The organism is Leptotrichia hofstadii (genome assembly GCF_007990525.1).
Taxonomy (GTDB): domain Bacteria; phylum Fusobacteriota; class Fusobacteriia; order Fusobacteriales; family Leptotrichiaceae; genus Leptotrichia; species Leptotrichia hofstadii.
In genome coordinates this window covers 1,292,269-1,305,443 of record NZ_AP019823.1, presented here as the reverse complement: position 1 = coordinate 1,305,443, position 13,175 = coordinate 1,292,269, and the positions used below count along the sequence as shown (strand labels likewise).

Genomic DNA, 13,175 nt, shown 5'->3' with positions numbered 1-13,175 from the left:
TAGTTTAAGTAAATGTTGAAACAGTTACGAAAAGAGGTAGTAATGAAAAAGAATAAGAAAAAAGAGAAAGTGGCAAAACCTAGAAAAAAATTTAGTTTATTTTCATTTTTTTTCAAAGTTTTTGTGTTTTTGTTTGTAATCGGAGCTGGAGCTGGAGCTTATCTGGTTTATACAGTAAGCAAGGAAACACCTGTTGATTTGATTGATGGGTATGCACCTGTATCGCCTTCGGTAATTTATGACATTAATGGAAATCAGATAGATACGATAATGGTTCAAAATAGAGCGCCGATTGGAATTGGGGAAATCCCTTTGCATGTACAAAATGCGTTTTTGGCAATTGAGGATAGGAAGTTTAGGACGCACCATGGATTTGACTTTATAAGAACAGCAAGAGCGGCGTTTTTAACAATCACGGGAAGACGGCGTGAAGGTGGAAGTACACTTACTCAGCAGCTTGCAAAAAATGCGTTTTTATCGCCGGAACAAACGTTGACAAGAAAAATTAAGGAAGCGATTTTAGCAATAGAAATCGAGAGAAAATATACAAAAGACGAAATTCTGGAAAATTACTTGAATACAATTTATTTTGGGCAAGGAGCTTACGGAATAAAAAATGCGGCAATAAAATATTTTAATAAACAGCCAAAACAGCTTTCTATTGCACAAGCGGCAATTTTAGCAAGCCTTCCAAAATCTCCAACAAAATATTCAAAAATAGAAAATGCACTGGAAAGACAGAAAATTGTGCTTCATCAGATGAGAAACTTTGGATTTATAACAGAGGAAGAGTACAATGAGGCCGTTAAAGAAAAAATTACATTTGTAAATGGAAATATTAAAAGCCGTAATGAAGAGGAACAGATTTCAACTTCAAATGTGGCACCTGAATTTACAACAGTCGTATTGAGCGAAGTAAGAAAAATATTAAAAATACCTGAAGAAGATCAAAAATTCTTATTTGACGGTTATAAAATTTATGCGACAGTTGATTTAGATTTACAAAGGGCGGCTTATTCAGCATTTAATAATAATTATAACTTGAAGAGCCGAGCGAGCTTAAATGGTGCATTGCTTTCTATTGACCCAAGTAACGGGTTTGTAAAAGCAATGGTTGGAGGAAAAAATTATAAAAAAGGTAACTTTAATCGTGCATTAAGTTCATTAAGACAGCCAGGTTCATCTTACAAGCCAGTAGTTTACCTTGCGGCACTGCAAAAAAACATGGCAATGAATACTGTTATGGAAGATTCGCCAGTAAAAATTGGAAACTGGAGTCCAAAGAATTATGACGGAGTATTCAGAGACAGCATGACACTTGCCAAAGCATTGGAAATTTCCAACAATATAATACCAGTAAAACTGTTGCAGCGTATTGGAATCAATTCGGCTGAAAAAGTATGGCGTGATGCAGGAGTTGTAGGAGGAGATTTTCCTAAAAACTATACATTGGCACTTGGTTCAATTTCCACAAGACCAATAGATATGGCAATGTTTTATGCGGCACTTGCAAACGGAGGTTATCAAGTTCAGCCTCAATATATTTACAAAATCGAAAATAAATATGGTGAAGTTGTTTATGAAGCAAAACCAAAAATGAAAAAAGTTTATGATTCAAAAGATGTCGCAATATTAACTTACATGCTTGAAAATGCTGTAAATTATGGAACTGGACAATCTGCAAAAGTATTTAAGGACGGACAGCTTATTCCGATGGCTGGAAAAACAGGAACAACTTCTGATTATGTTTCAGCATGGTTCACAGGCTATACTCCAACTCTTGCGACTGTAGTATACGTTGGAAACGATGATAACAAGTCAATGGGGCCTGGAATGACGGGAGGAGCCGCCGCGGCACCAATTTGGAAAACTTATATGCAGACGGTAGTTGACTTGCCAAATTACAATGTTGGAGTGTTTGAATTTATAGATGACTATATTACAAGAAAAGATTTGACAACAAGAGATATTGATTTACAAATCGGACTTCTTGACAGAGATGGTGTGAATAAACGGACAGCGTTGTTTAAGGCTGGAACAGAGCCGGTTGAGTCGGAAGGTAAGTTTAGGAATGGGATTACTTTCTAAAATTTTGTTATAGAAATTTAATATTTGAAACTATAAAAGATAGAGAATTAAAAATTAGTTCTCTATTTTTTTGTAAATATAATTGACAATTTTCATTATATATTGTACAATAAATTGAACAAAGGTTTAAAAGGAGTGAGAAATATGATAGCTACAAATTATTCTAATATTAGAAATAATTTTAAAAAGTATTGTGATAAGGCAACAAGAGATTATGAAACAATAATTGTAACTAGAAAAAATGATGAAAATGTGGTATTAATGAGTGAAGAAGAATACAATAATCTTATGGAAAATTTGTATATTATGTCTAATAAAGATTATTATAATGAATTGTTGAAAAGAAAAGATGAGGTTGAAAAAGGGAAGGTTGAGAAACATGATTTAATTGAGGTGGAATAATAACATGAACATAAATTGGAATAGTGAAGCATGGAAGGAATATGTAGACTGGCAATCAAAAGATAAAAAAGTTATAAAAAAGATAAATGAAATTATAAAGGATATTCAGAGAAATGGAAATGAAGGAATAGGTAAAGCAGAGGCTTTAAAGCATGAATTAAGTGGGTATTGGAGCAGAAGAATAACTGATAAGCACAGATTTATTTATAAATTGACTGAAAATGAAGTTATAATAATAGCTTGTGCTATTCATTACAAATAACTTTTTAAATTATTTTATGTAAAAGTAATAAAAAATATGATTTCAAATACAGATTAATGTATGAGAGATTATATTTTTTGTTTATAAGAATTTATAAATTTGATTATGACATAAATAATAATTTAACTATAAATAATGCCCCTAAAATAACCATTACCCATGAAACATGTCTTCTGTCTTCTTTTTTCGAGAATAAATTGTAAAATAGATTTATTAATACGTAAGATAATATTCCTAATGTCAAACCATCTCCGATACTGTAAGTTAGAGCCATTGTTGTAATTGTTACGAAAGATGGAACACCTTCCAGAATATCATGCAAGTCTATGTTCTTAACTGAACTTAGCATTAGGTAACCAACGTAAATTAGGGCTGGAGCTGTGGCACATCCTGGTATTGAAATAAATATTGGTGAGAAAAACATTGATATTAGGAATAGGAATCCTGTTGTGATGGCAGTCCATCCTGTTCTTCCTCCCGCGATAACTCCTGTTGAGCTTTCTACATAAGTTGTAACTGTTGAAACTCCAAGCGCGGCACCAGCTGTAGTTGCAAGCGCATCTGCCATTAAAGCACGTCCTACGTTTGGTACATTTCCATTTTCATCCAACATATCAGCTTTTGAACATACACCAACCAATGTTCCGACAGTATCAAAAAAGTCTACAAATAAGAATGTACAAACTATAACAAATAAATTTCCAAATGTTTTAAAATCTGTAAATAGCTTAAAGTCCAATTTTCCCATAACAGGCATCATTGATTCATATTTAAAAATACCAGATGGTAAATAAATTCCTAAATCTTTTGCATGTGCAGGATTTATAAGCGCATATCCCCAAGCCAGCAAAGAACTTAAAACAATTCCATAAAGAATTGAGCCACGTACATTCTTTTTATCCAGAATTGCTATTAAAATTAATCCGATAAATGAAATAATAACGGCTGGAGAAAAATGTCCCATGCTAACTTTGGTAGATTCATTTAAAACAACCAGCCCACTCCCTGAAAAGCCGACAAATGCGATAAATACTCCAATTCCACCAGTAACAGCGTGTTTCATATTTTCTGGAATGGAATTTACTACGGCTTCACGCACTTTAAAAAGGGTTAAGAAGATAAATATAATTCCTTCACAGAAGACAGCAGTCAAAGCAGTTTGCCAGCTGATACCACCTTTTAATACAACTGTAAATGCAAAAAATGCGTTTAATCCCATACCTGAGGCAAGAGCGAAAGGCAGATTTGCAATAAGGCCCATAAGAAAACAGCCAATTGCGGCTGAAAAACAAGTTGCTGTAACTAATGCCCCTGCATCCATACCAGTTTTTGACAAAATATTTGGATTTACAGCAATTATGTACGCCATTGTAAGAAATGTTGTAATCCCTGCCATAATTTCCTTTTTCATATTGACATTTTCATTTGCTAGAAGCGGGAAAAGTCGTTTAAGTCCGCCTGTTTGTTGAACATTAGTGATGCCCATTTTGATTAATCAACTCCATTTCTATGTATTATTTATGTTGTTACAAATATTATTCATCTTCATTCGATTTATTTTTAGCCTTTTCATCTTCTGTTTTATCTTTGTCAAAAGTCATAACAACTTTTTCAATTTTTTTATTTCTGACTCGCTGTGGCTTGAATACAACACCATTAATTGTAATTGGCTCAATATTTTCGTTGTCTTCGGGAATATATCCTAAATTTTCAATTAAAATTCCGCTCAAAGTATCATAATATTTCGATTCAAGTTCAAAGTTAAAGTTATCATTCAAGTCATTTAGCGAAACTTCCCCACTAATTAAATATTTATTTCGTGACAACTGACGGATTGACAAGTCCTCATCATCAAATTCATCGGCAATATTTCCCATGACTTCCTCAATCAAGTCTTCAAGGGTAACAATTCCCGAAAAACCTCCATATTCATCAATCAGTATAGTAATGTGCTTTTTCTCAAGCTGCATCTCATTAAAAAGTTCATTTACATTTTTTGTTTCAGGAACAAAATACGCCTCTTGCAGCAAATCAGCAACTTTTATGTTATCAAACCCTTTTTTATAGGCTTCCATCATCAAATCTTTAGTTAGCAAAACTCCAACAATATTGTCAGCTTCATTTTCATAAACTGGAATACGTGAATATTTTCCAATTTCCTTATTTTCAAAAAGCTCATGAATTGAGATATTTTTATCAATCAAAAATACTTTTGTCCTCGGAATCATTATTTCTCTTGCAATTTTTTCATCAAATTCAATAATATTTTCAATCATTTCCTGTTCAGTTTCATTGATAACACCGTGTTCCTTACCAACTTCCACAAGTGAACGCAGTTCCTCCTTAGAAACCTTTTCTTCGATATTGTCTTCTTTCATTTTCAAGATTGTAAGCACCAAATTTGTAGAAAATGTCAAAAATTTTACAAATGGAGAAAATAACTTTGAAATAAATACAACAACTCCAATTGACGATAAAGCGATCTTTTCTGAGTTTCTAAGTGCAATTCTCTTTGGAATCAGTTCCCCAAAAACAAGAGTGATGTATGATAACAAAAAAGTTATTAAAATCATCGAAATTTGATTACTGTATGGAATATTCAAAGGTCGCAATGCACTCGACAAATATTGCGATAAACCAGTCGCCGCCGATGCTGACGCAAAAAAACCTGCCAAAGTAATCCCAACCTGAATAGTAGACAGGAATTTGCTAGGTTCCTGCAGCAAATTATCAAGTAAAATTGCCTTTTTATTTCCATCTTCAATTAATATTTTTAATTTGTTTTTATTTAACGAAACAATCGCCATTTCCGCACTCGAAAAGAAAGCATTAATTCCCGTTAAAATTATTATTATTACAATCTGTAATAATAAACTGCCCTCAGACATTTTATTTTTCCTCCTAAATTTTTTAAAGTAATTAGCATATTATAGCATATTTTTAAAAAATTTAAAAATTGATTTTAAAATAAAAATTATTTAAATAAGAAGAACGGTAAACTTTTAAGTTTCACTGTTCTTCTCGCTTCATTGGTTTTACTTTTTGACTCAAATTTTTTGTTCAAAAAACTAGAATTTAGTAAATAGCCCTAAATCCTATTCCACCTCTTACATTGTTGCCTTTTGTGTCATATCCGGCATTTACAGTAACTCCAAATCTTGTGTTATCAACTCCAATGTTTAGGTCAAACTTGCCGTTTCCGCGTCTATCTTCCTTTTCTTTCTCCAAGTTATACCATCCAGCAGTTGTATGTCCTACTCTCGCCTGATTTCTTTCCTGAAGTTTTCCAATTTCGTTTTCGTAAGCCGCTGTCAGCCCTACTGATAAATTTGTTCTTACCGCCATTGGCTGGACATATTTGAACTCCATTCCAACTTCAGGCTTGACTGAGAAGTAGTCGTTTCCTTTTACTTGCAGTCTCATTTGTCCTGATTTCTCTTTTATATTATTAAATTTACCATATTCCATTTTTACATATCCGTATGGACGTAAATGTGTTTTTTCGCTCATTCTTATATCGTAGCCAATCTCATTTTTAAGGGCAGCTCCGTAAGAATTGTAAGAAGATTTCGCTTCAAAAGTATCGTCTACTACCCAAAATCTACGTTTCATGCTATTGACTCCAGCAAATACATCTCCTGAAACTGTCCATTGCAATGCTCCGTTATGATCCTTTTTGGGCGACATTGTTTTAAATGCTCCTATTTTAAGTATTGTCTGCTCTTCTCTTGATTTACCAATATCTTTAAATTTGAATCTGTTTGTTACGGCTCCTGCGTACCATCCGATTGAGTTGCCCATTTTAACTTTTTCATCTTCATGAACATAGGCTACACCATAAGCATTGCTTCTATAGTTAATTATTCCAACTGTGTCTGTGCTATATTCATCTCTTGCACCAAACACTTTTATCTTGTTGTTCTGCTTAGAAGGGTTTCTCCACTCATCCCTTAGATATCTGAACTCTTTATCCAAAGTATTTCCAGTTGCGTTAATTCTTTGCTGAAGATTTGCATACTGATGCCCCTTCATTTCATCCACAGACTGTGTAAAAATCTGAGTTTCCCCCTTACCAAGATCGTTAAGCTTGTCAAAAATCAGTCTTTCTCTCGAACCAAGAGCCTCAACACCGTATCTCTGCTCCAGACCATCAAGGAAATTATATGTATTTTCATCTTTTTCGCTCGTAAAGAAAGTATAAGGAATTTTTACCATATACAAAGTTTCGATTGGTCTTGTTGTCCCCTTTACAGGCTGCGCAAGCCAAGTCAGTCCGGCAGAATTAATATTTAACGTTGTTCCTGATGAAGTTAACGAAGAAATAGCTTCATTGTAAGGATGTAAAATATTTTCACCAATTTCAATTGCTTTTGTGTTAGTGTATTTTGCCGCTTCCGTACCAATAATAAGGTTTATATCCTCAAGTCCAATCAGATTATCTAATCCTTGAATAGGATTTGTGTAGTTTACTCCGGAAGTATCCACATACATTCCGATTTCATTTACTTCTGCCTTTGAAACTAGATTTAAATATTGCGGCAATGAAAGATCCAGAATTGTTGATCCAGCAGTTACAAATGCTGGTGATGGACTTGCAATATTTGTATCTATTCCTGTAAGCGCAACTTCTCTTCCGTTGATTGTCAATCTAGGCTCTCTTGGAGGATTTTGAATAAGCAGGTTCCCTTTTGGCGATATTATGTATTTTTCTTCTGTGGAAGTTGCAGAATATACATCAGCTCTTGTTCCATGGACTGTTCCTGTCTGATTAGCCAATATCAGCGGATTGACTCCTGTCGCTCTTGGCTCATTTTGGGCAGCCAGCGCCGAGTCGGCATCCTGATATATTCCTATACCTCCTGGAGAAGTAATCAAAATTGTTCCATAGTTTTTAATATATCCGCCATTTACTGTTGCAACCCCTTTAATTCCTGAGGCAGTTCCCGTAGATTTGATAGTTCCGTAGTTAATACCTTCAGCTCCACGATCAATGTACATACCAGTAGCATTTTTACCAGAAATGTTAATTACATCATAGTTTATGGCTTTTGAACCGCTTCCTGCGGCGTACATTCCGATTGAATTGTCAGATGCTACATTAATAGTTCCTCTATTTTCGATAACACCTTCATTTGAAACAGCCTTGGTATTTTCATCATAATATCCTGTCGCCATACCGATACCATATTCCTTGGCAATTCGGTCAGTTCCGCCAACTAATATTGTTCCGTGGTTAATCGCACCTGTTCCATCTGAATTTGCTCCTGTTGAATAAATACCAACATTCCCATTTCCGCCAGTCAAATCAATATTTCCGTAATTTTCAGTTTTTCCCGCAGTGTAAAGTCCGTACGATTTTCCTCCGGCAGTTGTGATGTCAGTATTACTGTAGACATATCCATTTTTATCGTTTGAATAAGCATAAACTGAATCTGGTCCAAGTGAAGCTGTTAATTTATTTGTCGCTGAACCAAGCAATAAATCAGTTCCTGTTGTAGAATCCACAACATAACCAAATGCATTAGTTCCAACAGTCATGTTAGTTCCTGTATTTATAACTGTCGTTTTTAAAGGATTTATAGCATCATCTGCAATAAATACTCCTACTGCTTGATTATCTCCGACATTAATTGTTCCACTTTGTAATATTACATCTGAACCTGATGTTAATTTTTTATCAGATGAACCTGTTGCAAAGATACCTACTCCGTCTTCTCCAACATTAATTGTTCCACCTGACATAACTACACTATTTGAAACTCCATAAATACCATAAGATTTCTTGCCAATATTTAATGTTCCTGATGTTTCTATTTCTGTATCAGCATCATTTGTAAACATACCGATTATTGGCGCAGCTCCTGTTGTATCTGCAAGTTCAAGTGTTCCTTTATTTATAAGAGCTGCACTTAATCTATCAGTTGTTAGCCCTTGTGCTGTTACAACAGCAGGATTAATTGCACCATAAGTTCCATACATTGCAACGCCTTCTTGTCCACTTATTGTAATCTTACCTGCTGTATCGTTTGTAAGTAATCCACCTTCAGTAATCATACCAATAGCGTTCTTGCCTGACATTGTAATTTCACCTTTATTCGTAGTTTGAGTATAGCTATTTCCTATTCTTGTGTAGTCCATATTTGTTCCAGCAGCATCTAAACTGTTATTTTTAGCATAAATTCCTAAAGAATTTTCTCCATCAAGAGTGATTTTACCACTATTTGTAATATCTACTGTTCCTAATTTGTTTATAGGCGAAGATGGACCAGTAGTTCCAAATTTTTCATACACAACATTGCCTTTACTGTCTATTCTATATGAAAGTCCAAGAATACCAATACTGTCTTTACCACCAACTTCAATAGTTCCATTAGATTTATTATCCACTTGTGTTCCATTTGTAGCATAAAGTCCTACTGCAAAATCATTTGGAGTTGTCTTTTCAACTTCAATTTTTCCGTCATTAGAGATGGTTCCGTAGTTTACATACGCACCTACTCCACCATTTCCACTATCTGTTCTGTCTACAGTGATTGTAGCGCCATTTGCAACATTTACTCCAGTTGTGCTTCTGTTTTGGGAGTTTCCGCTGGCACTCACGGCTAATCCGACTGGAATTGCTAAATTACTGTCAATATCTGTAATTTGTGTTGTGTTTAATTGAGCCAAAACTTTTGAATCTACATTTAAAATTGAATTTTGAATAAGCAGCCTTCTTGTAAATACTTCACTGTCTGAGCCTGCAGTCGAATCAGACTTATCAATTCCAGTTCCATCAATATTAATTTTTGCTCCATCTAAAACTGCAAGTTTATAATAATTGTTTCCAGTGCTAGTTGAAACATCCGATGGATTAAGTCCAGAATACCCTAGCAGCGTTGCCGCGATTCCTGTTGTACTTAAATTAGTTGCATTTTTTATGCTCATTAGTATTGCGTTGTCTGACTGCATGTCAACTTTTGAGCCAGTCAGTTTTATTGGCTGTGCTGATGCAGGAACTGAGGCATCCACTGAAAATCCAGTTGCTTCTCCTTTTAACACAAGCTTTCCGTCAGTTAAATGAACTTTTCCATTATTTTTTGAATAAAGGGCATAACCTTTTCCATCATAAGTAACAGTTCCTTTGTCGACTACCACTTCTGAATTTGCTCCTACTGAAGCGAGAGCGACTGAACCGCCTTCCACTTCTATTTTTGGTCCGTCTGTTGCAAGCGAAGTTCCTGCTGTAGTAATTTTTGCCCCGTTTTCTGCAAATAACCCAAATCCTGCATACTCGCCTGTTCCTGCTCCTTTAGAATCCACTATTTCAGCACCGGTAATTTTTATATTAACTAATTCTGAAGCTGGAGCCGGACTGACTGCTGCAATATCAGAAGCAAGGCTCACTTTAGTATCTGCACCAGCAGCATAGACACCTCCAGCATTTTCTGTGCTTTTATCTAATCCTCCGCCAGCTTTTGACGCAATAGCCGTTTCTTTTGTGCTGGTAACTTTTGAATTTATGACAAATTTTTCTTTTACATCGACAGCTGAAGCATCTTTGGCATAAACTCCCACTGAGTTCTCAGTTTGATTTGAAGTGTCTACATTTTTTACGGTTACTTGTGTAGTTTTACCGCTGTCAGATAATCCGTCGGTGTAAATAGCCATATTTGCGTTACCTTTAGAAAGGGTTACCGTGCCATCTGAAGTTACCGAGGAACCTTTTACTTTAACTGCAATTCCAGTGTTGTTTGTACCGCCTTCTAATAATATGTCTCCTGCTCCCAATGTAACGGCTACTTCTCCATCAGGATAAATTCCGACATTTCCTTTTGTCTTGTCATATATTCTTATTTGATGCTTAGTTAAATTAATAGGCGCTACAGTGTAAATTCCAGTGGATTTTGTAATAAGATTGTTTTCCTCTATTTTGGCTTTATCATCAGCTGTTAGTGAGGGATTGGACAAATCTTCGCTTATTCCAGCGTTAGCATCGTCAGTTCTATTTATATCATAATTTGCGAGTCCTCCTGTACCGTTAAAAGCCTTGTTTCCTTGCCCAGCGCTCCCAATATCGGCGGCAAAATATCCTTTTACAGTTGTTCCGGAAGTATTAACAAATAGCCCTGTACTCTTATCTCCATAGATAACTACAGGATTCCATCCGTTTCCAACAGTTGCCATATCTGTTCCATCAGTAAAGTCAAGATAGGCATCAACATTTCTTTTTAAGTAGATGCCAGTTGAATTTTCACCATGTACGCTAACCGAGCTTGACCTGTTTACAATGTCAACAGGACGTTTTAGACCTGAAGCCAAAGATAATGACGATACGGCAGTTGTTGTAATGTTAGGGTCAATTAAGGCAAAAGTTGAATTTGGAGTCCAGATGTCTATTTGTCCAGAATTATATAAAGTCTGCTGATTTGGAGTCCAGTTATCATTTGAAACAACAAATATGGCATTATATTTTCCAAAGATTCCATTATCTTCTAACGGTTCGATAGCAACATCGCCAGTATTTATCACTATAGCCCTTTTATTTCCTTCGGTATTATGGTTATAGCTGTTTGTTAATGATATATTTCCCCCTTTCATAGTTATTTTTCCAGCGTTTATATATGTCTGTGAATCAGATGCCGCCGTTACGTTTGGGTTTGCGGAATTTAAATAGGATATTGCATCATTATAGGCTGCAAGGCTCGCGCTGGAAGAGGCGGTAATCCAGGCAGTCTGGTCCGTTATGTTCTGAGCGCCGTGCAAATCTAAGTGTGCAAATTCTCCCAAATTAGTAGAACTGTTTTCTTCCCGTCTTGAATACACAAAAGTGGCATCAGATAACATTGTAGCATCTCCCTTTTTTCTGTATCCAGCCATTTTTAAAAATCCATTTCTGTCAATCGTTGTCGTTGACGGTCTGCTTAAATTTGACCAGGTCCCTATTGTCGCTGGGAGATAAACTCTGGAACCTGATATATCCCTGTAAGCCAAAGATCCGTTGTCTGCTCTTCCTGAATATCCTGAATAGTTATATCTGAACGTTCTTCCAATTCTTTCTACATTAAAATTCCCCGCTGTTATCGCGACTCCCCCTTCTATGACTCCGTCATCGTTTCCTTGATTCTGAAGAGCATCGTCATAGGCGCTGTCAAAGTCATTTCCGTTAGATACGGCTACCACGTTAAATGGTGCAGGCTGACTTGGGTTAGGTACGTTTATGATTGGAGAGGAAGGCTCCTGCACAACTCTTGGCTCAAACGAAGGAAGGCTGGCAATTGTCACAAGCTTTTGAATATTTGGATTAGTTTTTGTTATTGATTTTGGTGTAATTGCGGCGTTTATTGGAATTGCCGCATTTGGCTCATAGACAAATCCTAACGTAGTTGCATTTGAACTGCCTTCGCTTACTGGTTTTGCTAAATATTTTCTTAAAGTTTTGTCTCTTTGATAGATAACATCGCCAGTTTTGTTCCCTTTTCCTTTAAAGTTTGTGTGCCAGCCGCTGTAAAAATAGTTTGCTCCGTACTGCCAGCTGCTCCAAGGTGACTTTGTCACGTGGTCTCCCTGCTCCATTAATTGAATCAGTTCAAGATTTAAGTTTTTTATTAATTTGCTGTTTTTCTGTTTTGTATCCTTAACTTTTTGATGCAAATTCTTTATTGAAGATGAAATCTCTAATTTGTGATCTTTCACGCTTTTATCTGGTGCTGCTGAAAACACATTGCTTGCAACTGATACCATTCCTGTTATTAAAAACTTGATAAATGCAGAATCTGTATATTTAAAATTTTTCGTTTTTTTTGCAAATGCACGTAAATCTTTTTGTAAAGTTTTAAGATTATTTGTCATTTTTTGTCTCCTTTTTTATTTTTAGTTTCCATGATGTCATTTAAAATCCTTTTGCTTCTAATCCCTTTTTTATGTTTAAAAATAAATAAAATTTGGAATCGGATAAAAGTTATAACTTTAAAAGTTCCTCTTTAAAATCAAGCTAAAGAGTTATGATAACTTAATTGAAAAGATTTCAAAATTATTACAAGGCGTATTATATCATAAAAAAAAAGAAAATAACAGTGCTTTTTATAAAAAAAATAATATTTTTATCAGTTTTTTAACAGGAAAAATATCAAAAATAAAATAAATTTAATCTATAGCAATTTTAGTTAAGAAAACAGAAAATTACAAAATCTAAAGCAATACCTATGGCTAGACTACGACTTTTATTTGCCCAGCTCCGAAACTCCGGCTTACAGTCAATAGCCGTAGCTAAACAAATGAAAACTCTATCAGTTTATTAAAATTTAAAAATTAGATTTATTTTTATAATTATTTAACCAAAAGAAAAAAGACAGGAGTACATTCCCCTGTATGGGAAGCCCCTGCCCTCTGTATATATTTCATAGCTTTTAAACCATTGTCATCCATCTTATCTTTTCTATGT

Annotated in this window: 6 protein-coding genes; 3 read left to right on the top strand and 3 right to left on the bottom strand. The window is 35.0% G+C overall.

Going from position 1 to position 13,175, the window contains the following annotated elements; genetic code table 11:
• Positions 1-42: 42 nt before the first annotated feature.
• The 3 genes from FVE77_RS06100 to FVE77_RS06090 all read left to right on the top strand — a co-directional run bounded on the left by FVE77_RS06100 (position 43) and on the right by FVE77_RS06090 (position 2,752).
• A complete protein-coding gene (locus FVE77_RS06100) occupies positions 43-2,088 on the top strand; it encodes a transglycosylase domain-containing protein (protein ID WP_026746346.1) in 2,046 nt (681 codons plus the stop codon).
• Between the two features lie 144 nt (positions 2,089-2,232).
• Entirely contained in the window at positions 2,233-2,490 is a 258-nt protein-coding gene (locus FVE77_RS06095) for a type II toxin-antitoxin system Phd/YefM family antitoxin (RefSeq protein WP_015769415.1), read from the top strand.
• Positions 2,491-2,494: 4 nt separating this feature from the next.
• Complete coding sequence (locus FVE77_RS06090) at positions 2,495-2,752, top strand: Txe/YoeB family addiction module toxin (protein WP_026746347.1); 258 nt, start codon at positions 2,495-2,497, stop codon at positions 2,750-2,752.
• Positions 2,753-2,855: 103 nt separating this feature from the next.
• Here the strand turns inward: FVE77_RS06090 and FVE77_RS06085 are convergent, their stop codons facing one another.
• The 3 genes from FVE77_RS06085 to FVE77_RS06075 all read right to left on the bottom strand — a co-directional run bounded on the left by FVE77_RS06085 (position 2,856) and on the right by FVE77_RS06075 (position 12,583).
• Positions 2,856-4,238, bottom strand: coding sequence for an NCS2 family permease (locus FVE77_RS06085; RefSeq protein WP_026746348.1), 1,383 nt, complete (start codon positions 4,236-4,238; stop codon positions 2,856-2,858).
• Between the two features lie 49 nt (positions 4,239-4,287).
• Positions 4,288-5,640, bottom strand: a complete 1,353-nt coding sequence (locus FVE77_RS06080; protein WP_006804082.1) for a hemolysin family protein — start codon at positions 5,638-5,640, stop codon at positions 4,288-4,290.
• 187 nt (positions 5,641-5,827) lie between these two features.
• Positions 5,828-12,583: an autotransporter-associated N-terminal domain-containing protein gene (locus tag FVE77_RS06075; RefSeq protein WP_026746349.1), complete on the bottom strand. Its 6,756-nt coding sequence runs from the start codon at positions 12,581-12,583 to the stop codon at positions 5,828-5,830.
• Between the last annotated feature and the right edge of the window lie 592 nt (positions 12,584-13,175).